The organism is Pigmentiphaga sp. MLSB6-MA01 (assembly GCF_058793475.1).
On sequence record NZ_JBXAFV010000023.1, the window covers coordinates 1 to 24,908 of the forward strand.

Genomic DNA, 24,908 nt, shown 5'->3' on the forward strand with positions numbered 1-24,908 from the left:
GCAAGGTCGAACGCCGCGGCAACCACCTGTACAACATCGAGTTCTCCCATCTCGACGCCGTCAAGGATCCCGGCAAGGCGAAGTGAAACGGTAGTTGCGCGGCGGCAGCCGCGCACCCCGTACCGGGGACGGGTTCATGGTGTCGATCGCGCATCCCCAGGGTGCACACGAGGAGGCGACATGGGCAGGCACACTTATCCGTACGACGTCGACGCCGAGCCGACGCTTTACAACGAACGCAGCTTCCTCACGCGGGAGGCGCTCGACAGGTGGGCGGGATTTCCCCTGGGATACAACTTCGCCGACGGGACTTTGCACAATCCGGCCCGTTATCGCCGGCATCCCAGCGTGGCCTGCATCGCCTCCGGATGGGCCGAGGCCACCATGCTGTGCAACGGCAAGCCGTTCCAGTTGAAGACGGACCCCGGATCGATCGGGCTCTTTGCCCCCCATACGGAAATCGAGCGGTGCTGGTGGCGCTCTTCGAAGGCGGAGCGGGTCGTCATCGAGCTGGACATGTCCGAGCTGAATCCGGCCATGTCCCTGGACGACGAGGTGCTCGATGCGCCGCTGGACCTCGATCTGCAGTTCTACGACACGCCGTTGTTGCAGACCATGGTCGCCATTGCCAGGGAGGTGGGCGAGGGGTGTCCGAACGGTGCCCTGTATGCCCAGTCGCTGTGCCTGGGCCTGGCCTTGTATCTGCGCAGGCGCTTTGCTTCCCGGCCGCTGACCCGATCATTCGACAAAGGACGCCTCTCGTCGCGGCAACTGCGGGCGGTCGATGACTACATCCGGGAATCCATCGGCGCCGACATCACCGTCGACGCGCTGGCGGGGTTGGTCGGCCTGAGCAAGCCGCACTTCATGAAGCTCTTCCGGATGACCACCGACACGTCGCCGTACCAGTACGTGCTGCGAGCCCGCGTCGAGGCCGCGATTGTCCTGATGAAGCATGGAGAACCCCTGGCGAGCGTGGCCCGCAAGGCCGGTTTCTCCAGCCAGAGCCATTTCTCGGCGGCCTTTGCCAGGTACATGGGCATACCTCCCAAACGCTATCTGTCCGGGGTCTTGGAGAAATAGACCGGTCAGCTTTCAGAAGGCTTCACCGAGTGAGGAGAAATCGCCCACGGAAACGTTGTCGGTGAAGAACGCCAAGCAGCAACGGGTAACGAGGAGACCATGATGGGACTGCGTAGAAAGGCCGGCGCCATGCGCTGGGGAATGACCACGGTGGCGCTGGCCGCGCTCGCGGCGTGCGGCGGCGGAGATGGGGGCGCGGACAACCCCCCGCCTCCGCCTTCCGGGGGCAATCCAGGCATCGGCGATCTGGCGATTGCACCGGTGATGGATTGCTCGGCCGCGGGCATCGGCAAGGTCGCGCTGACGACCGACGATGCGCCGGCCAAGGGCTTGAAGGCGGCGATTCTGGATGTCAGTTCCGATACCGTGGATGGAGATCCGACCAGGCAGTACTGCCTGGTGAAGGTCAAGGTGGACCCGGAAATCAACATCTGGGTGGCGATGCCTTCCGACGGCACCTGGAATGGGCGGTTCCGTTCCGAAGGGGGCGGCGGCTATGCGGGATCGGTGAACGTTGCGGCCGATTCGGTCAAGCAGGGATTCGTCGGCGTGCAGACGGACACCGGCCACAAATCGGCGGTCGGGGGTTCGTTCGGCATGTTGTCGCCGGGCGTTCCGAATACCCAGCTACAGGAAGATTTCGCGTTCCGCAGCGAACACCTGATGTCCGTCATAGGCAAGCAACTCACCAAGAGCTACTACGGCCAGGATCCCGTGCGTTCCTATTGGTACGGGTGTTCCACCGGCGGGCGCCAGGGCCTGATGATGGCGCAGCGCTATCCGGGCGACTACGATGCGATCCTGGCGGGCGCGCCCGCGATCCATTGGGATCGCTTCCAGGCGTACCAGATATGGCCCCAGGTGGTGATGAACAACGATCTGGGAGCCGCGATCGGCCGCGACAAGCTCACGCTTGCCACGTCCAGCGCGGTGGCGGCCTGCGATGCGTCCGATGGCGTCGCCGACGGCGTGATCGACGATCCACGTTCATGCCGTTACGATCCTTCCACGGACAACCGGATCACGCGCGCCGATTGCGTGGATGGGTCGTGCCTGACGCCGGCCGAGGCCATCGCCATCAAGAAGATATGGGATGGCGCGCGCGACCTGTCCGGCAGCCTGCTGTGGCCGGGGCTGGAGCGCGGCGCCAATCTTGCGTCCCTGGCTGGGGCGGCGCCCTTCAGCATCGCGGTCGAGCAGCCCAGGTACTGGGTCTACCTCGACCCAGGCTGGGATTGGAAGACCTTGACCTATGCCAACTATGGGCAGTTCTTCGCCGATACCGTGCGCATGGTCAATCCGGTGATCGGGACGGACAATCCGGATCTGTCCGCGTTCAAGGCGCGGGGCGGAAAGCTGATCATGCACCATGGCTGGAGCGACAACCTCATCATGCCGCAGGGCACCATCCGGTACTACGACGCCGTCAAGGCAAAAATGGGAGCGGCTGCCGTCGACGAGTTCGCCACGCTGTACATGGTGCCGGGCATGGGCCACTGCGGCGGAGGAGACGGCCCCAACCTGTTCGGACAGGGCAGCAGCGGCACGGTGGCCAGGGACGCGCGGCATGACGTCTTCCGCGCGCTGATGGATTGGTCCGAGAAGGACACCAGGCCCGGGGCGATCGTTGCGACCAGGCTGGTCGACAACAAGGTGGCGCGCACCCGGCCGCTCTGCCAGTATCCGCAGGTCGCGCGATACCAGGGAACCGGAAGCACGGACGACGCGGCGAATTTCAGCTGCGTGGCCGCCGACTGAGGGCCTGGATGTGTGGCGGCTCCCCTGACGGCATCAAGGGGGCCGCCGGCCGGTCGTTCACGAACCGGCCCGCCGATAGCATGCCAGAGAGCCGGCAAGGACCAGCAGCGCGCCACCGCAGGCGCGGTCGAGCCAGAGCGCGCCGGACCTTCGCAGCATGCCGACTGCCCGTGCTCCCAGCAGGGCATAGCCGAACATGATCATGAAATCCATGCCCGCGAAAACAAGCGCGAGCACGGCGTATTGCTGCGCCTGGGGCGCCGCGGGATCGATGAACTGCGGCAGGAAAGCCGAAAAGAACAGATAGCCCTTGGGATTCGTGGCCGCCACGAGGAAGCTCTTCAGGAAGAGGGCCCGGGCCGATCCGGACTCGCGGCGGCCCGCCGGCCGAGGCGTCTCGTCGAGTGTTCCCCTGGAGCGCAGCAGCATGACGCCGAGGAAGGCGAGATAGCCGGCGCCGATCCACTTGACCACGCCGAACCAGAACTCGGAGGCCGCGAGCACGGCGCCCAGTCCAAGGGCCACGGCCCCGATCAGGACGAAATCGGACACGACGGCGCCCATCATGCCGGCGCTGGCGCGGCGAACCCCGAACCGCGAGCCGTTCGTCATGGCGAGCAGCACGGTCGGGCCAGGGGTCGCGATGCCTATGGCGGCGACCAGGGCGAACGCAAGAACTGTCATGGCTGTCATATCCGTACCCTCATGGCGCTCACGCCGACAACATCCGATGAATCAGATCCGCCGTATTCATCGCTGAAAACTTCCGCATCAGGCTCGCTCGGAATACCTCGACGGTGCGCGGGCTGATACCGAGTTCCCTGGCAATCACCTTCGACGTCTTGCCGTCCAGGAGCCGCGACGCGACTTCCCGTTCGCGCGGCGTCAAGGCCTCGGAGGTCTGGGGACGTTCGGCGCTGACATCCTCGAACGTCCAGATCCCGGCCTCGTGCGGTCGCTCCCGGTTGAACGCCCGGCCGGTCACGCGGCACCAGAAATGCTGTCCCGTGGCACGTTTCATGATACGCGTATCGGCGTACCGCCCATGTTTGTTCAGGATGGGCGCGATGCGTTTTCCCAGGCGTTCGAATTCTTCGGTCGTCGGGTACAGCTCGCGGAACGACGCGCCCAGCAGGATCTCCCGGGACGCATGGAAAACGTCGCACACGTAGCTGTTGCAATCGACGATGATCCGGTCCTTCGAGAGGACGAGGCCGATGGGCGCCATCTCGAAGGCCAGGCGATAGTCCGAGTCGGTCGACATCGGCGGTTCCTAAGCAAAACTACGTAGACAGGTACGTAGTATCTTTCAAAAACGCGCCGTCCGCCAGGTCCTGGCAGCGGGGGCGATGCGGTTGATCCAGTCCTTGGAGGAGGTGTCGTGAACAAGATTTATCCATCCGCTCTCGATGCGATGGCGGGCGTCGTGAAAGACGACCAGATGATCGCGGTGGGGGGCTTTGGCCTGTGTGGCATTCCGGAGGCGCTGATCGACGCGCTGCGCGCATCGGACGTCAAGCGCCTTACCGTGATCTCGAACAATGCCGGCGTGGACGGCTTCGGGCTCGGCAAGCTGCTGGAAAGCCGGCAGATCAGGAAGATGATTTCGTCCTACGTGGGCGAGAACAAGGAGTTCGAGCGGCAGTACCTGAGCGGAGAACTCGAACTGGAATTCACGCCGCAGGGCACGCTGGCCGAGAAGCTGCGCGCGGGCGGGGCCGGCATTCCGGCCTTTTTCACCAAGACCGGTGTCGGGACCCTGGTCGCCGAAGGCAAGGAACTCCGGGAGTTCGACGGGCAGACCTACGTGATGGAGCGGGCCCTGCTGCCGGACGTGGCCCTGATCAAGGCGCATGTCGCCGATCGCGCCGGCAACCTGAGGTTCCGCTATACGGCCCGCAATTTCAATCCGGCGGCGGCGACGGCGGGCCGGATCACGATTGCCGAAGTCGAGGAGATCGTGGAAGTCGGCGACCTGGCGCCCGATGATATCCATCTGCCGGGCATCTACATTCATCGCATCGTTCAGAACCGCAGTCCGGAAAAGCGGATCGAGCAGCGCACGACGACCAAGGCGGAGAGCTGATCATGGCATGGAACAAGGACCAGATGGCGGCGCGGGCCGCCCGGGAACTGCGCGACGGTTTCTACGTGAACCTCGGGATCGGCATCCCGACCCTGGTGGCCAACCATGTGCCGGGCGATATCGAGGTCTGGCTGCAGTCCGAGAACGGCATGCTGGGCATCGGCCCGTTCCCGACCGAGGACCAGGTGGATGCGGACCTCATCAACGCGGGCAAGCAGACCGTGACCACGTTGCCGGGGTCGTCGATCTTCGGCAGCGACCAGAGCTTCGCGATGATCCGCGGCGGCAAGATCAATCTGTCCATCCTCGGCGCCATGCAGGTCAGCGGGAAGGGCGACCTGGCCAACTGGATGATTCCCGGCAAGATGGTCAAGGGCATGGGGGGCGCGATGGACCTCGTGGCTGGCGTCGAGCGGGTGGTGATCCTGATGGAGCACGTGGCCAGGAAGAAAGATGGCGGCCATGAGCTGAAGATACTTCCCGAGTGCACGCTGCCCTTGACGGGCGTGGGTGTCGTGGACCGCATCATTACCGATCTGGGGGTGATCGATGTGACGGCGGACGGCCTGGTGCTGGTGGAACTGGCCGAGGGCGTCAGTGCCGGCGAGATCCAGTCCAAGACCGGTGTGCCCTTGAAGGGGCTGTAGGCCGAGGCCGGCGGGAGCCGGGGATTGCCGATGGTCCGGACGACCGGATCAGGGGGCGCCGCCCTGCGCGATCTGCTCCAGCTTCTGGAGGTCGTCGACCACGATGCGTCCGTAGCGGACGTGGATGGCGCCTTCGTCGGCCATTTCCCGCAGCGCGCGATTGATGACCTGCCGGCGGGTGCCGAGCATGGTGGCGATCTCGTCCTGCGAGAGGTGGACCTCCGGGCTTTCCTTGCCGCGCGGCTTGCTGGAGCCGAACGTTTTCAGCAGTTCTGCGACGCGAGAGCGGGTCGAGTTGACCGAGGCCGTCAGGTACAGGTTCGTGGCACGCAGGTGGCGGCGCTCCAGCGCGGCGAATAGCGGAAACGAGAGGCGGCCGTTGGCGGCCACCTGTTTGCGCAGGACTTCGGCGGGGATAAGGACCAGGGTGGTCCGATCCTTGCAGATGGACGTGTTGATGTGCGGAGTCTGCGCCAGGATGGGCCCCAGGCCGTGGAAGTCTCCGGGGAGGTGGATGCCGTAGATGAAGGACCGGTCGCTTGCCGCGGCGCGTGTCAGGTGCATGGAGCCGGATACGAGCAGGTAAAGGAAACGGGCTTCGTCCCCCGACCGATGCACGCATTGCCCCGGCTCGATCGTGGCCAGGTCCGCCGCGTCGATGAGCTGGGCGACGGGATCGTCCGGCCAGCCGGCGAACAGTTCGGAATGGGTGATCGCCAGGCGAACGAGGGTGCTTTGCATGGCATGCCTTGGGTGAATGGCCCGCTTCCCATCATAGCGGCCGCGGGCCGGGGCGCCTATTTCAAGGAGATGCCGGCCGCGCCGATGACTTCCTTCCAGCGGGCGACTTCGCTTGCCATCATCTGCCTGGCCTCCTGGGGCGATTCGCCCAGCACGCGCGCGCCGCTTTCCTGGATTTGCCGGATGAACTGGGGATCCTGCAGCACCTTCTGGATCTCGGTGTTCAAGCGCGCGACGATGGATTCCGGCGTGCCGGCGGGAGCGACGACCATGCCCCACGATGCCACGGCATAGTCTGGCACGCCTTGTTCGGTGGCGGTCGGCACCTGGGGGAGAATCGGCGAGCGCTTGGCCGCGCCTATCGCCAGCGCGCGCAACTGGCCGTTGTTCATCATCGACAGGGTCGGCGCGACGAACTCGAAGGCAAGGTCGACATCCCCGGCCATGAGCGCCGTGGTCAGCATGGCGGCTGTCCGGAACGGGACGATGGTGAAATCGGTGCCGGTCCGCAGCTTGAACAGTTCGGCAGCCATGTGCTGGGTCGTTCCGAGCTGGGAGATGCCTACCATCAGCCCTTTCTTCTTCTCGCGCGCGGCCTGGATGAAGTCGTTGAGTTTCGTATAAGCGGACGTCGACTTGACCAGTAGGACGACGTCGTTGCCGCTGATGCTCGATACCGGCACGAAACTCTTGAGCATGTCATACGGCGGCGGCGTGAACAGTGCCTGGCTGATGGGCATGCCCGCGCCGGCCAGCAACAGGGTATAGCCGTCGGGGGGCGCCGCGGCCACCAGCTTGACAGCGCCCACGCCTCCCGCGCCAGGACGGTTCTCGATCACGATTTGCTGCCCGAGCGCCTGGCTGAGCGGCACCGCCAGGCGCCGGGTGTAAATGTCCGCGCCGTTGCCGGCGCTGAAGGGGAGAACCAGCGAGATGGTCCGGGACGGATAAGCGTCGGCGGCGTGCGCCGGCATGGCCATCCAGCCGGCCAGGAACGGCAGGATGCCGAAGCTTGATGCGGCGGCGATTTTCTTCAGTCCATTCATATGACACCTTTATGTGGGTGCTGCGGAATGATAGGGTCCGGTCGTTCAGGTGGTGGATTCGGCGTACTGGAACAGGGTCGGCACCTGTTCCTGCCGGGCCCAGGTCTTGGCCGCCGCTCCGGTGCGCAGGGCTTCCATCTCTCGCCACAGGATGCGGCGCAGCATGGATATGCCTCGGTCCGACGAGCCCAGGCATTCGGCGGCGCGATCGGCGACGGCTCCTTGTCCCACGAGAACGACGTAATCCTGGGCGCTGGTCAGCCGGACCAGCGGGTCGTCGGGGTAGCGGCCGGCGAAGAGCGCGTCGTGGTGGTCCGACGAATCGTAGGTCTCGCAATCCTCGAAATAGCGCTGCAGCTTCTCATCGGCCTCGGGCGTGGTGGACGGCACCGCGCGCAGCGACACCCGCAGGGTGTGGGTGGCATCCAGGGGCACCATCCAGTTCGCGCTTTCTATCCAGGGATCGTTGGCGGATACGCCGGGAAGCACGACGTGGTTGCCGTAGGGGAAGGTCCAGTCGCTGACCCGCACCTGGCTCTTGCCGTCGACCTGCCGCGTCGCGGTCTGGCGGATGCCTGAGGAGGTTTCCTCGTAGGCCAGTTCGGGAATGTCCGAGGTGATCGCATGTCCGAACGCCCCGATCTTGCCCATCTGGTGGGCGAAGCTGACGTGGACCGCGTCGAGCGAGTTTTCCGCATGCTGCAGCCAGTGACAGGGCCAGATCTCCTGGCGCTGGAAGAGCAGGACGCCGGCCTGTTCGAAGCGCGGTTTGCGCGGAAGATCGAAGGGCGGCGGCTCGCCGGGGCCGACGTAGGCGAAGATCAGCCCGCAGTATTCATGCACGGGATGCGCGGCAATGCGGATCTGGGCGTGCGTGCCGGGCCGTTCGGCGGGCCGCTCGACGCATTGTCCCGAGCCGTCGAATTTCCAGCCGTGGTACATGCAGCGCAACTGGTCGCCTTCCACCCAGCCGGTGTGCAGGTGCGTTCGGCGGTGGGCGCAACGGTTGGTCACCAGATGGGCCTGGCCGGACTGCCCGCGGTAGAGCGCGTATTGCTCGCCCATCAAGGTGACGGCGCGGGCGGTGCCGGGCGCCACGTTGCGAGAGATGGCGATGGGATGCCAGAACTGCCTCAGCAACTGGCCCATGGGCGTGTCCGGCGCCATGTCGGTCAATTGCCTGAAGCGGGCGGCCTGTTGTTCCCGGCGCGACGCCGGTATCGATTCCGTATCTTCCATGGGGTAACTCTGGCTGAGTGGATCTGGGGGCCATTCTGGATATCGGCGCAGGCGCGGGCGAGCGCAAAAGCGGCGCAATTGTCGCGTTTGTTCCGGTGTGCGCGATAAAGCGGACCATCCGTCGCCACCGCTCCGGAGGCGGCTTCCGGTCCGGATTTGAAACAAAGCGGACATTCTCGGGGGGGAGGCGGTCAACAAATCCCGGCGGGCGCACCAGAATCCGCATCACACCGTTTCCGGCTTCCGCGGTTCCCGGAGCGCGGGCACGGAGCGATTCTGGAGAATGACTCATGCTTTCCGCAGCAGACAATGCCCGTTATAACGACGTCGAGCCGGGTTCCATCCTGCACGACATGGCCCGCCGCTACTGGCTGCCCTACCTGAGATCCGAGGCGCTCGAGCCCAACGGTCCGCCGAAGAAGATCGAGTTGCTGGGGGAAAAGTTCGTGTCCTTCCGGGATGGACGCGGGAAGGTCGGTTTTCTCGAAGAACAATGTCCGCACCGGGGCGCTTCGCTGTCGCTGGGCCGCACCGGCGACAACGCGCTGACCTGCATTTTCCACGGCTGGAAGTTCGATACGTCGGGCGCCTGCATCGCTTCCCCGTCGGAATCCAATCCGCGCTTCTGTTCGACCGTCAAGGTCCCGGCCTTTCCGGTCAAGGAAGCGGGCGGCGCGCTGTGGGTCTACCTCGGGCCGGGCGAGCCGCCGGCGTTCCCGGAGTGGGAGTTCTGCCTCATGCCGCCGGAGCACCGGCGGGCGCGGGTCGGATACACGGATTCGAACTGGACGCAGAACCTCGAGACCCTGCTGGATTCCGCCCACATCGGGCTCCTGCATGCCCAGCCGGTCAAGAACGCCATCAACGATAGCGTCGTCGCCATCAAGGGCGTGCATGCGCCCAAGCTGTCGGTGGTCGATACGCCCTACGGCTTCCAGGCCTATTCCCGGCGCGAACGCGAGGATGGCCAGGTCTATCTGCGCGTGACGGAGTACCTGGCGCCCTTCACGGTCTCGAACGGCAGCATGCGCACCGATGAAGGGCGGGTGCTCTTCATGATCCCGATCAACAATCGGCGCACCGCGTTCTGGCGGTTCGAGTGGGACATGGCCCACACCCAGGAATGGTGGAAGCAGCAGTCGATCGAACGGGGCGCGCTGGACTTGAAATTCGTCGACCACGACGATTTCCTGCTCAATTCGCTGGATCGCACCAGGGAGGATTTCGGCCAGAACCGGGAGGCGATGAAACTCGGGCACTGGTCCGGTTTCAAGAACCTGCGGGCGGAAGACGCGGCGGTGGCCGAAAGCGTGCCCATCGTGGACCGCACGAAAGAGCACCTGGGCGCCAGCGACCTGGTGATCGCCAAGATGCGACAGCGTTTCTTCCAGGGATTGAACGAGTTCGAACGGGACGGCCGCGTCCTCGGGCTCGGGCCGCACGGCGATGGCAGCGGCATCGCCTACGCCGACCTGCGCGGCACGTCGGAGGTGATCGCGGCGGCGGCCGATCAGATCGCCTACCACAACGTTGAATTGCGCGAAGAGCGCAGGGCCAGGCGAGAAGCCTTCCTGGCATCGCACAAGCCGGATGCGTTGGCGCAGCCGGCCAAGGAGAAGAAACATGCATAGCGCCTCCTCGGCATCCGGCTCGGCGGATCCACGCCTGAACGAAACGCACGATCCGGCCCTGCGGTCGTTCGTGGCGTCGGCCAATCGGCCCGATGCCGATTTTCCGATCCAGAACCTGCCGCTGGCCGTTTTCAGGCCGGGAAGGGAGGGGGGCGATTTTCGCGTCGGCGCTGGTATCGGTGACTGCGTCCTGGACATCGCGGCGGCGGGTGCATGCCTCGACCCCGAGGCCCAGGCGGCGGTCCAGGCTTGCCGCGAAGCGTCGATGAAGGCGCTGATGGCGCTCGGCCCGCCGCATTGGGCGCGGCTGCGGCGGGGGCTGTCGCGGTTGCTGCGGGAAGGATCGCCGTTCCAGCGGCAGGCCGGGGCGCACCTCTATCCGATCGCCGACGCCGAATTCCTGCTGCCCCTGAAGATCGGCAACTTCTCGGACTACCTGGCCTCGATGCACCACATTTCCAAGGTGATACGGGTCAAGCGTCCCGATCATCCCGAATTGCCCCAGAGTTTCGCATGGAGCCCGATCGCCTATCACAGCCGGGCGTCGACGGTCAGGACCAGCGGATACGGGTTCACGCGGCCGCAGGGGCAGGCCGGGCGGTTCGAGAACGACCGGCCGCTGACGGATCCGACGCGCATGCTCGACTATGAGGTCGAGCTCGGCATCTATGTGGGCACCTCCAACGCGCAGGGCGAGCCGTTGGGCGTGGATGCCGCCGATGCGGCGATCTTCGGCTACTCGGCGCTGAATGATTGGACGGCGCGCGACATGCAGGGCTGGGAGTCCCAGCCGCTGGGGCCGTTCCAGTCCAAGAGCTTCACGACGACGGTGTCGCCGTGGGTGGTGACGGCGGAGGCATTGGAACCCTACCGCGTCGGGGTATCCCGGCAGGACGGCCAACCCATGCCGCCCGCCTGCCTGGACTCGGACCGGAATCGGGAGCGGGGCATGCCGGACGTGCGCATGGAGGTGCTGCTCTTGACCGGGCAATTGCATGCGGCGGGAGCGCGCCCGGTGCTGCTGGGGGCGAGCAGGCTGACGGACGCCTATTGGACGCCGGGCCAGATGGTCGCCCATCACACGCTCAATGGCTGCGTGCTGGAGACCGGAGACCTGATCGGAACGGGCACGATATCCGGGCCGGGCGACGAGGCCTGCGGCTGCATGTTCGAACTGACGCGCGGGGGGCGCGAACCTTTCGCGCTGCCTAACGGTGAAGAACGGGCATTCGTCCAGGACGGGGATACGGTGATCGTGCGGGCGTATTGCCAGAAGCCGGGGTTTGCGAGGCTGGGATTCGGCGAGGCGGCCGCCACGGTCCTGCCGGCCCGGTCCGATGGCTGAGCCGGGACCGGACGAGGAGCGGCCATGGCAAGCGTGATCCGGTTTCACCGAACGGGCGGCCCCGAGGTCCTGAGATGCGAGGAGTACGACGTCGCGCCGCCGGGCTATGGCGAGGTCAGGATCCGGCACGCCGCGATAGGCGTCAACTTCAACGACATCTATTTCCGCTCGGGCCTGTATCCCGTCGCCTTGCCTTCGCCGCTGGGGCGGTCCGCCGCCGGCATCGTCGAAGAGCTGGGGGCGGGCGTGACGGATGTCCGGGTGGGCGACCGCGTGGCCTACGCCAGCAGTCCGCTGGGCGCCTACAGCAGCGAGCGCATCGTCGATACCGGGTATCTCGTTCCCGTTCCCGAGGGGGTGGGGCTGGACGTGGCCGCCGCCAGCACCATGCGCGGCATGACCGCGGCCTACCTGATGCGCCGCATCCACCCATGGCGGCCGGGCGATTCGCTGGTGCTGCACGCGGCGGCGGGGGGGATCGGCCTGATCGTCGGCCAATGGGCCCGGCACCTCGGGCTGCGAGTGATCGGGACCGTGTCGGATCCGGACAAGGCCGGGATCGCGCTGGCCCACGGCTGCGAACACGTGATCGTGCGCGGCAGCACCGGGGAAGTGGTGGAAAAGGTGATGGCATTGACGGGAGGCCGCGGCGTGCCCGTGGTGCTGGACGGCGTGGGCAGGAGCACCTTCGACGTTTCGTTGAGGGTCCTGTCCCGGCGGGGGCTGTTCGTCAGTTTCGGCGCGGCTTCCGGTCCGGTGCCTCCCATCGATGCCATCGAGCTGGGGCGCCGTGGATCGCCGTTCTTCACCCGGCCCGCACTGGCCGACTATGCCTCCACGAGGAGGGAAAGGGGGGAACTGGCGGGCGAGTTCTTCCAACTCGTCGAATCGGGGGCGATACGCGTCCACGTCAACCAGAGGCTGGCGCTGGCCGACTGCGCGCAAGCCCATCGGGCGCTGGAGTCGGGCCGCTCGGTGGGGGTGTCGGTGCTCGTGCCATAGCGGTCGGGCGGGAAGTCGGACGTTGGGTACAACAACAGGAGACACCATGAAGAAAAAATCGAGAAACTTCCGGACGGCGCTGCCACGGGCAGCCTGTCTGGCATTGATGGCGTATGCGGCCGCGGCTCCGGCCGCGGATGGCTATCCGTCCCGGCCGATATCACTGGTCGTCCAGGCGGCGCCGGGAGGCTCATCCGACATCACCGCTCGTGTCCTGGCCCAGAAGCTTTCCCTGGCCATGAACACTCAGGTGATCGTGATCAATGAACCATCGGCCGGCGGCATCGTCGCGATGCAGCGAGTCAAGCGTGCCGAACCGGACGGCTACACGTTGATGATCCTGGGCACGAAGGCGGCGATCGGCGATGCGATCTTCGCCGCCAAGAACATCGACGTGCTGCGCGATTTCGAGCCCGTCGCCCAGATCAGTACTGGCCAGGTCGCGGTGGTCGTCAAGCGCGATTCGCCGCTCAAGACCATGGAGGACTTGATCCGGGACATCAAGGCGAAGCCGGGTCGGGTCACCGTGGCGACGGGGGACGTGGCCGGGGGCATCCAGTATCTGGGCGCCGCGCTCGTGCGCGAGGAACTCAAGGGGGATTTCGTCATCGTTCCCTACGGCACGGCCGCCAAGCTGACGACGGCCGTGCGGGCCGGCGAGGTCGATGCGGCCTTCGAGCTGGTGCCGGGAATCGTCGGTTCGCTGCGCGACGGCGAGGCCCGCGCCCTGGCCGTCAGCGGGACGAATCAGTTGCAGGATCTGCCCGGAATGAAAGGCGTGCCCACGATGAAGGAGGTGGGCCTGCCAGCGAGCGACGTGACAACTTCCACGTTCGTGGTCGTGCCGGCGGGAACCCCCGCGGGGATCGTGAAGACCTTGAATGCCGAGATCCTGCGCGCGCTGGCCCAACCCGATCTGCAACAGGCCTCGCGCTCGCGCGGGTCGGGCATCCCCGATCCGTATTCCGCGGAGGAGACCCGGACGCAACTGGCCAGGGAAATCGCACGCTGGCAGGGCATCGTCAAGCAGGCGAACGTGAAGTCGCAGTAACGCAGCCGCCCGCCGGGCCGCATCGCGGCCCGTGCGCGTCATATCGCCAGGGAAGTGCCTGCAGCGGGCCGCGGGCGAGGTCCCTGGCACCTCATCGAATCAAAACCAAAGGAGGGGGAATGAAGACGACCACCATCGTCGGGGGCATGATTTGCCTGGGAGCATTGAACTGCGCTGGCGCACAGACGCAGGTGACCATCTACGGGATCGTGGATTCAGGTTTCGTCCACCAGTCCGATCCGATCGCGCCCGCCCAGGGAAGCGTGTCGTCGCTGACGGGGGGAGGACAGTCCGGGTCGCGCTTCGGGCTGCGAGGCGTGGAGGATCTGGGCAATGGATGGAAAGCCACGTTCGACCTGGAGGCCGGGATCAACACGGACACCGGGACGTCGACATTGGGCGCGCTATTCGGGCGCAAGGCCCATGTCGGACTGGATACGCCCCTGGGGAACATCAAGCTGGGCAGGCAGTACTCCCTGTTCTACCTCGATACGATATTGCCCGCGGATCCGTTCGGCATGGGACTGATGGGGAGGATGAACAATGTCTTCAGCACGCACTCCCGTGTCAATAACTCGGTCTCCTACGCGACGCCGAGGTGGCGGGGGTGGGCCGCGGGTTTCCTGTATGGCTTTGGCGAAGTCGCCGGAAACAGCTCGGCCGCGCGTTCCTACAGCGGGGCGCTGAGCTACGAGGAGGGTCCGGCCCGCGTGGCGCTCGGCTACTACAATCAGCGCAACGCGGCGGACACGGCAACCAGTCATGCCATCGCGCTGACGGGACGTTACCGGGCCGGCCCGGTAACGGTGTATTCCGCGTTCCAGGCCATCCGTTCCACCTTGAACGGCACGCCGGGGGCGACGATCGCGGATACGAACGTCAACGTCTACATGGTGGGCCTGCAATGGTCCGGGGGGCCGCATACGGTGCTGGGGGGCGTCACCCACGTCCGCGATCAGCGCCGGATCGCCGTGGCCGACGCCAGGTCCACCTTGTACGCCGTGGGCTATACCTATGCCTTGTCCAAGAGGACGAACCTGTACACCTCGTTCGGCATCTTCGACAATCGCGGCGGCGCCGCCTACGCGATAGGCGACGCCACGACGCCCGTGTACGGCCAGAAGGGATTCGACATCGGCATCCGGCACCGTTTCTAGGGTAGCGGCGCGGGCGTTGGCAGTATCGCCAGCTCCTGCAAGGCGGTCTTGTCGGCGATGACGATACGGCCGTATTCCAGGGCGAGTACGCCGAGCTTCTCCAGCGCCCGCAGTTCACGGTTGACCGCCTGTCTGCGGGTGGCCAGCAGTTCGGCCAGCTCGTCCTGGAGGATTTCAATTTCGTTGGCGGCGTGTCCCGAGGCGGCGGCGATGAGGCCCAGCAGCGAGGCGAGCCGCGCGCGCAGGGATCCCGTCGACGCGTCGGCATACAGAGCGATCATGTTCCGATGCCGCCGGTTGAACCCCGCGAACATGGCAACGGCCAGGCGGCCGTTGCGCACCAGCATGTTCTTCAGAAAAGGGCCGGGAATCCTGACCAGATGGGTCTGGCCCCGGCACACGGTGGTGTAGACGAATGCTTCGCCGGACAGCAGCGGGCCCAGTCCCAGGAAGTCGCCGGCAAAGCGCAGGCGGAAGGCGAATTCCCGGTTGGACGCCGTGCGCAGCGACATGCGCAGCGAGCCGGACGCGATCAGGTACAGGAAGGGAACGATTTCGCCCGGGCCATGGAGCAGGGCGCCGGATTCGAGCCGCAGGACATCCGAGACCTCGACCAGCCGGGCGATGTCCGCTTCGGACCACTCACGGAAAAGTTCCGACTGCGATATGGCGACTCGGGCCAGCGTGGAGTTCATCGTTGCGCTCGGGCGGCCGATCAGGGATGAAGTCCGGCCATCCTAGCATGGGAGGCCACGAGCCGGGCCGCTTTGGGCCAGCGTGGGCTGGCCATCGATCTCAAGCCGGACGCAGCCGCGCCGGCTGTGGACCAGCCGGACGGGCGAGGCCCGTTCGTCCAGCCGGCGCCTGAGCAGCAGGAGGCGCGTTTCCAGGTTGTCCTTCAGTTCCGGTAGCCGCAGGGTCGTGGCCAGGCGGATCTCCCGGTTGGTGAATTCGCTGCGGCCTTCCGCCAGATATCGCTCCAGCATGTACACCAGCAGGCGGCCGGCCACGCCCTTGATGACGTAGGCGTCGTCGATGAAGATGCTGTCGTCGTACTCGTGGTGCACGATGCGGACGCGTCGTCCGCCATCCTGTCCGGCCCGCCGCGCCTCGGGCCGGGGCTGGCTCCTGGCCGCCAGTGTCTCGCACAGCGCCAGGGCCAGCCCGCTCTGGCTGGCGGCGATCTCGATCGCCTTTTCCTGTGCCTTGCCGAAGGCAAGCCGCACCGGGCTTTCGACGAACAATACGCCGCGCAGCGTCGCGTGCACGAGGATGGGAACGGCCATCTGGCTCATGGCCTGCGGCGCGCTGGGCAGGGCGATGGTGCGCGTGCGGTTTTCATCCACGGTGCCGATGGCCTCGATCGCCGCGCCCATGCGTCGGACGCGGCTCATGTCGTTGACCTTGAGGGGCAGGCGGCTGGCGGCGGCCATGCCGATCAGGCCTTCGCCGACGGGCGTTTCCGAGCCGATGCCGGAGGTTTCGTAGCCCCGGCTGGCGACCGTGGTCAGCATCGTGCCGTCGCCTTCATCGAGCAGCACGAGGGCCTGAGCGGCGCCGAACCCGATACAGGCGTCCAGGGTCGCGTTGAGCACGCCTTCGGCATCCTGCGCCAGGGCGATGGCCTGCATCGAGAGGTTGACCCGTGCCAGATCGGGGGCCGGCGGCGCGGCGTCCGCCTCCATTTGCCTGGGGGCGTTCACCGGCACGATGGCTTCGACGCGGAAAACGTCGATGGCCTTCAGCCGCATGACCCCGGCCATGCCCACCTGCGCGCTGCTGGCCCGCAGTTCGTTCGCCATGCGGTCGAACAGCGTGCCCTGGTCGTGCGATGCGGTCCACGTCAGCGCGAGCTGGAACTGCGCGCCGGTGCGCCCGCTGACCAGCATCAACGAGGCGCGTGGATTGGCGCGGATGTTCGCCGTGGTCTTGGCGAAGAACTGGTTGGAGATCGCGACATGCCGTTCGTCCACGCGCACGACGTGCGAGAGGTAGGAGATGTTGGGCGTGCCGTCGATCGCCGTGGTGGCGATGACCGAGGGAATCACGCCCTCGAAGCAGTCCTCGAGCGCGTCGAGCCGGATCATAGGGCGGTTCCCGCCTTGGGGCCGGGCGTCTGGATGTAGCGCTCCTGGACGCGCAGCCGGACCACATGCAGATCTTCTTCGCAGCACCACGGCCGGACCAGGTTTTCCGGCACGCCCAGCGCGGCGAACATGGCAATCATCCGGTCTGTGTACGAGCGTGCGAGTCCGGCGTCGGCCTGGTCGGCGGTCCGCGATCGCGCGCTGCCTTTCAGTTGGTAGGAGACGTAATCGCGCGGCCGCGAGAACGTGATGGCGGCGCAGGGGCTGGCCTGGATGTTGGCGATCGTTTCCGCCCATTGCCAGCCGGACACGAGGACTTCCACTGTGTCGCCGCCGCTGGCGCGGACGCCGACGCCGCGCGCGATCGAGGCCCGGTTCGTTGCGTCCCGGGTGCCGATGATGATCATGACATCGCCCAGGATGAATTGCCGGATGTCGTCGGAAAGACGCATGCACGCCCCCCATTTGCCCGCTTAGGAAACTCTTAGGAATGGTGGCATTGTACTTAGGAACCATTTAGCAACACGCGCCGCGGCCGGTCTCTATAAAGGGCGGACCAATCCATGAAAGGAGGTTCACCATGCAGAGCAGCGACAAGACGATCGCCATCATCGGCGCCGGTCCGGCGGGGCTGGTATGCGCGCGCTGGCTCCGGCAGCACGGCTATGCGCCGGTGCTGCTGGAGGCCTGCGCCGGCCTGGGCGGGCAGTGGAACGCCGCCAATCCGGCCAGCGCCACCTGGCCGGGCATGCGCACCAACACCAGCCGGATCATGTCCGCGTTTTCCGATCTCGACCACGGGGCGGAGGTTCCTACCTACCCGTCCCGGGAGCAGATGCTTGCCTATCTCGAACGCTATGCCGCGCGGTTCGACCTGGTCCGCGGCATACGGTTCGGTACGCGCGTCGAACGCCTGGAGGAGGCCGGCGGCGGCGCCTGGCGCGTGCATACGCGTGGCGGGGGCACGGCGAGGGCAGAGACGTTCCGCCATGTGATCGTTGCCACCGGGGCGCAAGCCGCGCCCGCCGTGCCGCGGGTTGCCGGGCTGCATGGTTTCGCCGGGCAGCTCGGCGTGGCGCATACCTCACAGTACGACGGTGCCGCGCGCTACCGCGGACGCTCGGTCCTGGTCGCGGGCTGCTCGATCAGCGCGCTGGAGATCGCGGCCGACCTGGCGTCGGGCGGCGCCGAGGTCATCGCGGCCTACCGGCGCCAGCGCTACATCCTGCCCAAGTTGATCGCCGGCGTGCCGGCCGAGCATGCGATGTTCAACCGGGCGGCGGCGCTGGCCGGCGAGGTCCTGCCCGTGGACGCGCTGGCGGCGGGTCTGAAGGCGGCCGTGGTCCGGGCGGGCGGCCGTCCCGACCAGTTCGGGGCCCTGGCGCCCGATGCCGATATCTTCGCCGCGGGCGTCTCGCAGTCGCAGGGCTTCCTGCCGGCGGTGGCCGAAGGCCGGATCGTGGTGAAACCATGGATCGATCGTATCGAGGGCCGGGAAGTCATCTTCCAAGACGGCACCCGCGCCGCGCCGGACGCCATTCTGTTCGGAACCGGTTATGGTCTTTCCCTGCCTTGGCTGGACAAGAAGCATGCGGAGATTCTCCAGTTCGACGGCAGCGGCATCGATCTTTATGCCCGGACGTTCCATCCGGATCTGCCCGGGCTGGCCTTCATGGGCCTGTACAACCTGGTCGGCCCCTATCTGCCGGTGCTGGAGTTGCAGGCGCGCCTGATCGCCTACACCCTGACGGGGCAGGCCACCCTGCCGGAACGCGAGCGGATGGAGGCGGCGATCGCCGCCAGCCGGACGATGCGCGCCCGTGGGCAGCAGCCGGTGCTGCACGACCTGGCCATCATGCTGGCCAGGGCAGCGGGGGTGGAGCCCACGCTATCGCGCTGGCCGCGGATGGAGCGCGCGCTGTTGTTCGGCCCGCTGTCGCCGGTCTCGTTCCGCCTGGAAGGCCCCGACAGACTGGAGGACGCGGCGGCGCGCACCCTGGGTGCCGCGCGTGCCTTCGGCGCCATCGGCTGCGACGAATTCACGCAGGAGGAGCGGCAATTGCGCGCGCTCGTCACCACGTCGGCATCCATTGCGGCATGATGGGGGGATCGGGTAGGAAAAAAGGAGAGCAGGCATGAAGCCGCGCATCAGCGTGATCACGATCGGCGTGGACGATCTGGAGGCCTCGGTGGCCTTCTACCGCGATGGCCTGGGGCTGCCGACGGAAGGCATCATCGGCAAGGAGTTCGAACATGGCGCGGTGGCCTTCTTCGAACTCCAGGCGGGCCTCAGGCTGGCGCTGTTCGCCCGTGCGGACATCGCGCACGATGCCGGGGTCGAACAGAGCGGGCGCAGTCCGACCGAGTTCACGCTCGGCCACAATGTGGCGTCCCGGGAAGAGGTCGACGCGGTGATGGCCCGTGCGGCCGCCGCGGGCGCGCGTCTGGTCAAGCCGGCGCAGCCGACTTTCTGGGGTGGGTACGCCGGCTATTTCCAGGACCTCGACGGCCATCTATGGGAAGCCGTCCACAACCCGGCCTGGCTTCCCGGGTAAGCTGGAGGCAGTGAACGGGAGGCCGCCGTTCGTCCCTCGCGGGGTTCCAGTCGTGGTTTCCCCGGTGTTGCGCGCGGGGTACTGTCGAGACGTGGCCCCCCGGTATCGCTATGATGTCTCCCGAGGAGGCCGGTTGTCGGCAATGGGCGCCGATCCGGCCATGCTTGCGGGAGGCCGGCGCGGGCCGTCCGGCGGCCGTCCCATACCGAGTGCGGCACCATGAACGACAACGAAACCCTGCTTGCGCTCGCCCATCCCCTGATCGCGCTACTGCTGGCCGCCATGTTCTACGGCGCGTGGCGCCACGCGCACCGTCAGGCGCAATTCCTGTTTTTCTCCGTGGCCTTCTCCTGCTACGCGAGCGGCATCTTCATGCAGGTCCTGCTGTGGCCGCCCTGGCGCCTGGCCAATATCGGGCTGACGGGGGTGGCCTACGCATGCGCCATCTTCTGCTTCGCGCGGGGCCTGGCGGCGCTGGAGGGCAGGCGGCTGCCCTGGGTGCCGGCCGTGCTGGTCCTGGCGGCCATGCTGGCCGTCCGCATGGCCAGCGCGCATGACGAGACGCTGTTCCGGCTGCGGGTGGCGACGACGCACGTCGCCGCCGCCCTGGTATTCCTGCTGGCGCTGTGGCAAGTCCGCCATCTGGCGCGAGGAACCGCCCTGGAGCGCCTCCTGTTCTGGTGTGTCGCCGCCTGCACGCTGAGCCTGTTCCCTCGGGCCATGCTGGCCACGCGGCCGCCCGACCAGTACGGCTACGAACACTTGCTCTACTGGGAGGTCATGCAGACGAGTTTTTATTTCTTCGGGATAGGCGTGGCATTCCTGATGCTCATCCTGACGTCGCTGCGGACCATCGCCAGCCTGGGCCAGGCCAGCCGCCGCGATCCGCTGACGGGGATGAACAACCGGTCCGGGCTGGACGAATTCCTGGCGGCATGCCTGCCGCGATGCGCGCGTTATGGCCTGATCATGGTGGATGTCGACCATTTCAAGCAGATCAACGACCGGTACGGCCATCCCGTGGGAGACATGGTGCTGAAGCGGTTGGCGACGGTCATGGAGCAGGGCATACGGACGGACGACGCGGTGGGCAGGTTCGGCGGGGAGGAATTCATGGTCATCCTCCCCGACGCGTCGGACGACGAAGCGAAGCAGGTGGCCGAGCGGCTGCGCGCCGCGGCGGCGGCCCAGGATTTCTCGGACGTCGCGCCGGAACTGCGATGCACCGTGAGCCTGGGCGTGGGAAGCTTCGAGCAGGCCATCCCGTTCGAGCGGGCCTACTCAACCGTGGACGAGCGGCTGGCCAGGGCGAAACGCCTGGGCAGGAACCGCGTGGTGGGGAAAGAGCCCGGCTGGGCGGTCCGGCGCAGCTCGGGGGCCTGATTTCCCCGACCGGGCGTGGCTGGCGGGGGGATGTTTTGCTATAAGGAGAGCGGATTCTCCTGTTCCTCCTGACAACGAGACAGATGCGCATCCGGGAAGACTGCCGTGCATGGTGTCTATAACCCTTTGTTGGTGTTTCTCTCCCTGGTGGTCGCCTCGCTGGCCGCCTATACGGCACTGGAGCTGACGAGCCGCATTGCATCGCTGCCCGGATGGAAGCGGCGGCTGCCGTGGGTCATGGGCGGCGCGGTCGCGATGGGCGTGGGCATCTGGTCGATGCATTTCATCGGGATGATGGCGTTTTCCCTGCCCATCCCCCTGGGATACGAGTTCGGACCCACGGCGCTGTCCCTGTTGATCGCGATCCTGGTGTCGGGTTTCGCCCTGGCGGTGTCGGCCAGCGGACGTTTCCGCGCCCGCCGCTGCCTGGCGGGCGGAGTGGCGATGGGGCTGGGGATCGCCGGCATGCACTATATGGGAATGGCCGCGCTGGATATGTCGCCAGCGCCGAGCTATGTGCCATGGATCGTGCTGGCCTCCGTCGGCGTGGCCATCGCGGCCTCGGTCGTGGCGCTGTGGCTGGGATTTGCGCTGCGAGGTTCGGACGAACCCTATATCGCCTTCAAGCGCCTGGGCGCGTCGCTGGTGTTGGGCATCGCCATCACCGGCATGCACTATACCGGCATGAGTGCGGTGCAACTGGCTCCTGGCAGCGTCTGCCTGTCGGCCAGCGAGCTGGATCCCAACTGGCTGGCGATGATGGTGTCGGGTACGTCGCTGGCCGTGTTGCTGGGCACGCTGCTGGTACTGGGCTGGCGGGCGAACAGCCTGGCCGATTCGCTGAGGCGGGCCAACCGGCAGTTGCAGCACCTCAGCATGCACGATGCGTTGACCGGACTGCCGAACCGATTGATGCTGGTCGAGCAGGTGAGCGAAGCGATCCTGGCCGCCGGGCACGACAAGACGGCATTCGCGGTCTTTTTCCTGGACCTGGATGGTTTCAAGACGGTCAACGATTCGCTCGGCCATGCGGCGGGGGACGATCTGCTCAAGGGGTGCGCCCGGCTCCTGTTGTCGCACGTGCGCAAGGACGACCTGGTCGCGCGCATAGGCGGCGACGAGTTCGTCATGCTGTTGCGGGGCATATCCGCGCCTGGCGACGCGGCTTCCGTGGCCAAGAAGCTGTTGCGGGTGCTGCGCGAAGAGATGGTGGGCTGCCAGGCCCGCCTGCGGATCAGCGCAAGCATGGGTATCGCCATGTATCCGGGAGACGCGGGGGATAGCGAGGCGCTGCTGGACTGCGCCGATGCCGCCATGTACAGCGCCAAGCAGGCGGGGCGCAACACCTATTGTTTTTTCGAGCCGGGCATGCATGCCAATGCAGCCCGGACGCTGATGCTGCAGCAGGATCTGCGGACGGCGCTCGAAGGCGGGCAGTTCAGCCTGGTGTTCCAGCCCAAGTTCAGCGTGGCCACGCGCGCCATCTGTGGAGCGGAAGCGCTGATACGGTGGCATCACCCGATTTTCGGCAGCGTGGCGCCCATGGAGTTCATCACCATCGCCGAACGTTCGGGGCAGATCGTCCAGATCGGCGAGTGGGTGATCCGCGAGGTCTGCCGCTGCATGGACGGCTGGCGCCGGCGCGGGCTGGCGCCGGTCCAGGTCTCGATCAACCTGTCGCCCATCCAGTTCAATGTGCCGGATCTGATCGGCCGCGTCGAGGATATCCTGGACGAAATGGAAGTGCCGCGCCGTCTCGTGATGTTCGAGATCACCGAAACCGTGGCCATGCTGAACGCGGGGCGCACGGCCGAGATCGTGAACCGTTTCCGGGCCCGTGGCTTCGACATCGCGATCGACGATTTCGGCGCGGGCTATTCGAGCCTGGCCTATCTGCACCGGTTCAAGGTCAAGCAGATCAAGGTCGACCGGCTGTTCACCTCGGAACTGGACCGGAACGAGGCGGAGGCCCGGGCGCTGCTGTCGGCCATCGTGACGCTGTCCCACGCGCTGCACATGGAGGTGGTGGCCGAGGGCGTGGAGAGCGAAACGCAGATGCGCTTCCTGACCGAACTGGGATGCGACGAGGCGCAGGGCTTCCTGCTGTCGCATCCGCTGTCCGAAGAGGCCTTCCGCAAGCTGTTGCAGCCGATGGCCTCGTGCGCGCTAAGGCGGATCGCCGCGCTGGGACAGCCGCGTCGCGCCGACTGATATCTCCTCGGCCAGGACGCGCAACAGCGGCACGTAGCGAGCCGATATTTCCCGGTCCGGCACGACATTGCGCTGAAGCACGAGATTGATGGCGCCGATGGCGTGGCCGCTCAGGCGTATGGGAAACGCGATCGCGGCGACGCTTTCCTCGTTCGCCAATTCTCCCTTGTTGACCGCATGGCCGCGCCGCCGGGTCTCGCGCAGCACACGGCCGACATACGCCTTGTCGCGGGCGATGGCGCCGATGGCATCGTCGCGCTCTCGCAGCAGCGACAGGGTTGCTTCCCTTTCCTCGTCCGAGCAATAGGCCAGCCAGGCCCGCCCGATGGCCGACGTCAGCATCGCGATGCGGGTGCCGATGGTGGCCCGGTGCTGGGACAAGAGGCTGGCGCGGTGCGTCGACTCCCGCACGATCATGAAACCGCCGTCGGGCGTGGCGAGGTCGCTGGGCCAGGACAGGGCGCTCAGGTGCGCGCCCATGGCGGGCGAGGCGACCCGGTCGATCCAGTCCGCGCCCACGTAGCCCTCGGCCAGCCGCCGCACCTCGAAGCTGAGCACGTACAGCGCGCCGTCGTCCTTGTGGTGGACCAGGCCTTCCTGCCTGAGCGTTTCCAGCAGGCGCTTGACGGTCGTGCGGTGCAGGCCGGTCAGCCGGCCCAGCTCGACCACACCGCCCATGCCTCCCGGCATGCCGTTCAGCGCCCGCAATACCGCGAGCCCCCGGCTCAGTCCGCGGACTTCCTTGTAGACCGGGTCCTCGGGTTTTCCCGCAAGCAGATACATGGATTTCCGCATGATGGTGCACTCAGTGCACCTACTATACAGGGGTATGGGGTGGCATCAGACTTCCTCCCGCATTCGACGCGGCGGTATCGCCGGCTAGAACCAAGGAGACGACATGAATGCCATTCGACGTGCGTTCTGCACGATGGCGGCGCTGGCCGCCGCGACCCTCACGCCCGCGTCCGCGCAGGAATGGCCGGCCAGGCCGATCCGCATCGTGGTGCCGTATCCGGCGGGAGGCAATGCGGACTCGGCGGCCCGCGCGCTGGCCGAGGTGGTATCCGCCAGCCTCAGGCAGACGGTCATCGTCGACAACCGCCCCGGCGCCTCGACGATCATCGGGACGGATGCCGTCGCCCGCGCGCCGGCCGATGGCTACACGATCGGCCTGGTCACTGACTCGCATGCCATCAACGAGGCCATGGCCCACCTGCCGCATGCCAACGAAGTGCTGGGCGCCAAGGTGCCCTATGACGCGGTGAAGGACTTCATGCCGGTGTCGGGCGTGGCGCTGGTGCCCCTGGTGCTGGTGGTCAATCCCAGGGTGCCGGCGCGGTCGGTGAAGGAACTGGTGAGGCTGTCGACCGCGGGCAAGGGCGTCGATTTCGGCACCATGGGCCCGGGCAGCCCCTGGTTCGTGCACCTGCACCAGTTGCGCAAGCTGACCGGCGCTGATTTCGTGGACGTGCCCTACAAGGGACTCGCGCCGGCGAACACGGACCTGCTGGCCGGACAGATCCAGACGATGCTGATGCCCGTGCATTTCGCCCAGCCCTACATCAAGACGGGCAAGCTGGTGCCGCTCGCCACGCTGGGTGGCAAGCGCCATCCGCTGTTGCCGGACGTGCCCACGCTGGCGGAAAGCGGTTATCCCGGCCTGGAGATCACCAACTACTTCATGTTCGTCGTGCCGGCGGGTACGCCGCAGCCCGTGGTCGAGCGGCTGACCCACGAGTTCAACGCGGCGCTGCGCCAGCCGGCGATGAAAGAGAAGTTCGCGCTGACCGGCGACCCCTATCCGGCGGAACCGGCCGAACTCGCGGCCCGGCTGCGCCACGACATCAAGGCCTACGGCGACGTGCTGCAGGCCACTCTCAAATAGC

Annotated in this window: 23 protein-coding genes; 14 read left to right on the top strand and 9 right to left on the bottom strand. The window is 66.6% G+C overall.

Translation table 11 applies throughout. The features are described 5' to 3' along the window. Positions 1-180: 180 nt before the first annotated feature. Together AC1Q6E_RS27140 and AC1Q6E_RS27145 are read left to right on the top strand one after the other, a co-directional pair. Complete coding sequence (locus tag AC1Q6E_RS27140; protein WP_152794847.1) at positions 181-1,083, top strand: helix-turn-helix transcriptional regulator; 903 nt, start codon at positions 181-183, stop codon at positions 1,081-1,083. 102 nt (positions 1,084-1,185) lie between these two features. After that, positions 1,186-2,841, top strand: a complete 1,656-nt coding sequence (locus tag AC1Q6E_RS27145) for a tannase/feruloyl esterase family alpha/beta hydrolase (RefSeq protein WP_492573902.1) — start codon at positions 1,186-1,188, stop codon at positions 2,839-2,841. A 57-nt stretch (positions 2,842-2,898) separates the two neighbouring features. Here AC1Q6E_RS27145 and AC1Q6E_RS27150 read toward each other — a convergent pair whose 3' ends face one another. Beyond that, positions 2,899-3,534, bottom strand: a complete 636-nt coding sequence (locus tag AC1Q6E_RS27150; RefSeq protein WP_296558154.1) for a LysE family translocator — start codon at positions 3,532-3,534, stop codon at positions 2,899-2,901. 19 nt (positions 3,535-3,553) lie between these two features. Next, positions 3,554-4,105: a LuxR C-terminal-related transcriptional regulator gene (locus AC1Q6E_RS27155; RefSeq protein WP_152794853.1), complete on the bottom strand. Its 552-nt coding sequence runs from the start codon at positions 4,103-4,105 to the stop codon at positions 3,554-3,556. Positions 4,106-4,222: 117 nt separating this feature from the next. On the opposite strand from AC1Q6E_RS27155, the gene AC1Q6E_RS27160 reads away from it, so the two are divergent. Both AC1Q6E_RS27160 and AC1Q6E_RS27165 read left to right on the top strand, forming a co-directional pair. Then, the gene (locus AC1Q6E_RS27160) at positions 4,223-4,927 is read left to right on the top strand and encodes a CoA transferase subunit A (RefSeq protein WP_296558156.1); all 705 of its coding nucleotides are present in this window, start codon (positions 4,223-4,225) and stop codon (positions 4,925-4,927) included. Between the two features lie 2 nt (positions 4,928-4,929). Continuing rightward, entirely contained in the window at positions 4,930-5,574 is a 645-nt protein-coding gene (locus AC1Q6E_RS27165; protein WP_152794856.1) for a 3-oxoacid CoA-transferase subunit B, read from the top strand. A gap of 48 nt (positions 5,575-5,622) precedes the next feature. Here AC1Q6E_RS27165 and AC1Q6E_RS27170 read toward each other — a convergent pair whose 3' ends face one another. From AC1Q6E_RS27170 to AC1Q6E_RS27180, 3 genes are read right to left on the bottom strand one after another with little or no spacing between them, the layout of a single operon-like run. Next, complete coding sequence (locus tag AC1Q6E_RS27170; RefSeq protein ID WP_492573903.1) at positions 5,623-6,315, bottom strand: Crp/Fnr family transcriptional regulator; 693 nt, start codon at positions 6,313-6,315, stop codon at positions 5,623-5,625. A gap of 56 nt (positions 6,316-6,371) precedes the next feature. After that, a complete protein-coding gene (locus AC1Q6E_RS27175; protein ID WP_492573904.1) occupies positions 6,372-7,361 on the bottom strand; it encodes a Bug family tripartite tricarboxylate transporter substrate binding protein in 990 nt (329 codons plus the stop codon). A 45-nt stretch (positions 7,362-7,406) separates the two neighbouring features. Then, positions 7,407-8,600: a Rieske 2Fe-2S domain-containing protein gene (locus tag AC1Q6E_RS27180; RefSeq protein ID WP_296558163.1), complete on the bottom strand. Its 1,194-nt coding sequence runs from the start codon at positions 8,598-8,600 to the stop codon at positions 7,407-7,409. A gap of 290 nt (positions 8,601-8,890) precedes the next feature. On the opposite strand from AC1Q6E_RS27180, the gene AC1Q6E_RS27185 reads away from it, so the two are divergent. From AC1Q6E_RS27185 to AC1Q6E_RS27205, 5 genes are all read left to right on the top strand, one after another. Beyond that, the gene (locus AC1Q6E_RS27185) at positions 8,891-10,231 is read left to right on the top strand and encodes a Rieske 2Fe-2S domain-containing protein (RefSeq protein WP_152794862.1); all 1,341 of its coding nucleotides are present in this window, start codon (positions 8,891-8,893) and stop codon (positions 10,229-10,231) included. Beyond that, positions 10,224-11,576 (top strand): fumarylacetoacetase, encoded by a 1,353-nt coding sequence (gene fahA / locus AC1Q6E_RS27190; protein WP_492573905.1) that lies wholly within the window; start codon positions 10,224-10,226, stop codon positions 11,574-11,576. Before AC1Q6E_RS27185 ends, fahA begins: the two co-directional genes overlap by 8 nt. A gap of 24 nt (positions 11,577-11,600) precedes the next feature. Then, on the top strand, positions 11,601-12,578 hold the full coding sequence (locus AC1Q6E_RS27195) for a quinone oxidoreductase family protein (protein ID WP_152794864.1): 978 nt from the start codon (positions 11,601-11,603) through the stop codon (positions 12,576-12,578). 46 nt (positions 12,579-12,624) lie between these two features. Next, positions 12,625-13,629: a Bug family tripartite tricarboxylate transporter substrate binding protein gene (locus AC1Q6E_RS27200; RefSeq protein WP_152794866.1), complete on the top strand. Its 1,005-nt coding sequence runs from the start codon at positions 12,625-12,627 to the stop codon at positions 13,627-13,629. A gap of 119 nt (positions 13,630-13,748) precedes the next feature. After that, positions 13,749-14,786: a porin gene (locus AC1Q6E_RS27205; protein WP_152794868.1), complete on the top strand. Its 1,038-nt coding sequence runs from the start codon at positions 13,749-13,751 to the stop codon at positions 14,784-14,786. On the opposite strand, the gene AC1Q6E_RS27210 is transcribed toward AC1Q6E_RS27205, so the two are convergent. The 3 genes from AC1Q6E_RS27210 to AC1Q6E_RS27220 are packed head-to-tail and all read right to left on the bottom strand — an operon-like array spanning position 14,783 to position 17,325. Then, positions 14,783-15,481: a Crp/Fnr family transcriptional regulator gene (locus AC1Q6E_RS27210; RefSeq protein ID WP_152794870.1), complete on the bottom strand. Its 699-nt coding sequence runs from the start codon at positions 15,479-15,481 to the stop codon at positions 14,783-14,785. The two genes, AC1Q6E_RS27205 and AC1Q6E_RS27210, sit on opposite strands and share 4 nt — an antisense overlap. Positions 15,482-15,523: 42 nt before the next feature. Beyond that, entirely contained in the window at positions 15,524-16,873 is a 1,350-nt protein-coding gene (locus tag AC1Q6E_RS27215) for a pyridoxamine 5'-phosphate oxidase family protein (RefSeq protein WP_492573906.1), read from the bottom strand. Next, positions 16,870-17,325, bottom strand: a complete 456-nt coding sequence (locus tag AC1Q6E_RS27220; protein ID WP_152794874.1) for a hypothetical protein — start codon at positions 17,323-17,325, stop codon at positions 16,870-16,872. The genes AC1Q6E_RS27215 and AC1Q6E_RS27220 overlap by 4 nt, the downstream gene beginning before the upstream one ends. Before the next feature lie 128 nt (positions 17,326-17,453). Between AC1Q6E_RS27220 and AC1Q6E_RS27225 the strand changes: the two genes are divergently transcribed. The 4 genes from AC1Q6E_RS27225 (at position 17,454) to AC1Q6E_RS27240 (ending at position 23,022) form a co-directional block, all read left to right on the top strand. Then, the gene (locus AC1Q6E_RS27225; RefSeq protein ID WP_492573907.1) at positions 17,454-18,974 is read left to right on the top strand and encodes a flavin-containing monooxygenase; all 1,521 of its coding nucleotides are present in this window, start codon (positions 17,454-17,456) and stop codon (positions 18,972-18,974) included. Positions 18,975-19,008: 34 nt separating this feature from the next. Further along, positions 19,009-19,428 (top strand): VOC family protein, encoded by a 420-nt coding sequence (locus tag AC1Q6E_RS27230; protein ID WP_152794878.1) that lies wholly within the window; start codon positions 19,009-19,011, stop codon positions 19,426-19,428. 219 nt (positions 19,429-19,647) lie between these two features. Continuing rightward, complete coding sequence (locus tag AC1Q6E_RS27235) at positions 19,648-20,811, top strand: GGDEF domain-containing protein (protein ID WP_492573908.1); 1,164 nt, start codon at positions 19,648-19,650, stop codon at positions 20,809-20,811. Between the two features lie 132 nt (positions 20,812-20,943). After that, entirely contained in the window at positions 20,944-23,022 is a 2,079-nt protein-coding gene (locus AC1Q6E_RS27240) for a putative bifunctional diguanylate cyclase/phosphodiesterase (protein WP_366059404.1), read from the top strand. On the opposite strand, the gene AC1Q6E_RS27245 is transcribed toward AC1Q6E_RS27240, so the two are convergent. After that, on the bottom strand, positions 22,978-23,805 hold the full coding sequence (locus AC1Q6E_RS27245) for an IclR family transcriptional regulator domain-containing protein (protein ID WP_296558178.1): 828 nt from the start codon (positions 23,803-23,805) through the stop codon (positions 22,978-22,980). The genes AC1Q6E_RS27240 and AC1Q6E_RS27245 overlap by 45 nt on opposite strands. Before the next feature lie 115 nt (positions 23,806-23,920). Here AC1Q6E_RS27245 and AC1Q6E_RS27250 point away from each other — a divergent pair, with 115 nt between their 5' ends. Continuing rightward, the gene (locus AC1Q6E_RS27250; protein ID WP_492573909.1) at positions 23,921-24,907 is read left to right on the top strand and encodes a Bug family tripartite tricarboxylate transporter substrate binding protein; all 987 of its coding nucleotides are present in this window, start codon (positions 23,921-23,923) and stop codon (positions 24,905-24,907) included. Position 24,908 lies beyond the last annotated feature (1 nt).

What these genes read in the sequence shown, in the direction of transcription:
- AC1Q6E_RS27235 (WP_492573908.1), top strand. Translation starts at nt 19,648, where the DNA reads ATGAACGACAACGAAACCCTGCTTGCGCTCGCCCATCCCCTGATCGCG.
- fahA (WP_492573905.1), top strand. Translation starts at nt 10,224, where the DNA reads ATGCATAGCGCCTCCTCGGCATCCGGCTCGGCGGATCCACGCCTGAAC.
- AC1Q6E_RS27185 (WP_152794862.1), top strand. Translation starts at nt 8,891, where the DNA reads ATGCTTTCCGCAGCAGACAATGCCCGTTATAACGACGTCGAGCCGGGT.
- AC1Q6E_RS27175 (WP_492573904.1), bottom strand. Translation starts at nt 7,361, where the DNA reads ATGAATGGACTGAAGAAAATCGCCGCCGCATCAAGCTTCGGCATCCTG.
- AC1Q6E_RS27225 (WP_492573907.1), top strand. Translation starts at nt 17,454, where the DNA reads ATGCAGAGCAGCGACAAGACGATCGCCATCATCGGCGCCGGTCCGGCG.
- AC1Q6E_RS27155 (WP_152794853.1), bottom strand. Translation starts at nt 4,105, where the DNA reads ATGTCGACCGACTCGGACTATCGCCTGGCCTTCGAGATGGCGCCCATC.
- AC1Q6E_RS27205 (WP_152794868.1), top strand. Translation starts at nt 13,749, where the DNA reads ATGAAGACGACCACCATCGTCGGGGGCATGATTTGCCTGGGAGCATTG.
- AC1Q6E_RS27170 (WP_492573903.1), bottom strand. Translation starts at nt 6,315, where the DNA reads ATGCAAAGCACCCTCGTTCGCCTGGCGATCACCCATTCCGAACTGTTC.
- AC1Q6E_RS27195 (WP_152794864.1), top strand. Translation starts at nt 11,601, where the DNA reads ATGGCAAGCGTGATCCGGTTTCACCGAACGGGCGGCCCCGAGGTCCTG.
- AC1Q6E_RS27245 (WP_296558178.1), bottom strand. Translation starts at nt 23,805, where the DNA reads ATGTATCTGCTTGCGGGAAAACCCGAGGACCCGGTCTACAAGGAAGTC.
- AC1Q6E_RS27200 (WP_152794866.1), top strand. Translation starts at nt 12,625, where the DNA reads ATGAAGAAAAAATCGAGAAACTTCCGGACGGCGCTGCCACGGGCAGCC.
- AC1Q6E_RS27180 (WP_296558163.1), bottom strand. Translation starts at nt 8,600, where the DNA reads ATGGAAGATACGGAATCGATACCGGCGTCGCGCCGGGAACAACAGGCC.
- AC1Q6E_RS27250 (WP_492573909.1), top strand. Translation starts at nt 23,921, where the DNA reads ATGAATGCCATTCGACGTGCGTTCTGCACGATGGCGGCGCTGGCCGCC.
- AC1Q6E_RS27145 (WP_492573902.1), top strand. Translation starts at nt 1,186, where the DNA reads ATGGGACTGCGTAGAAAGGCCGGCGCCATGCGCTGGGGAATGACCACG.
- AC1Q6E_RS27215 (WP_492573906.1), bottom strand. Translation starts at nt 16,873, where the DNA reads ATGATCCGGCTCGACGCGCTCGAGGACTGCTTCGAGGGCGTGATTCCC.
- AC1Q6E_RS27150 (WP_296558154.1), bottom strand. Translation starts at nt 3,534, where the DNA reads ATGACAGCCATGACAGTTCTTGCGTTCGCCCTGGTCGCCGCCATAGGC.
- AC1Q6E_RS27230 (WP_152794878.1), top strand. Translation starts at nt 19,009, where the DNA reads ATGAAGCCGCGCATCAGCGTGATCACGATCGGCGTGGACGATCTGGAG.
- AC1Q6E_RS27165 (WP_152794856.1), top strand. Translation starts at nt 4,930, where the DNA reads ATGGCATGGAACAAGGACCAGATGGCGGCGCGGGCCGCCCGGGAACTG.
- AC1Q6E_RS27210 (WP_152794870.1), bottom strand. Translation starts at nt 15,481, where the DNA reads ATGAACTCCACGCTGGCCCGAGTCGCCATATCGCAGTCGGAACTTTTC.
- AC1Q6E_RS27220 (WP_152794874.1), bottom strand. Translation starts at nt 17,325, where the DNA reads ATGCGTCTTTCCGACGACATCCGGCAATTCATCCTGGGCGATGTCATG.
- AC1Q6E_RS27140 (WP_152794847.1), top strand. Translation starts at nt 181, where the DNA reads ATGGGCAGGCACACTTATCCGTACGACGTCGACGCCGAGCCGACGCTT.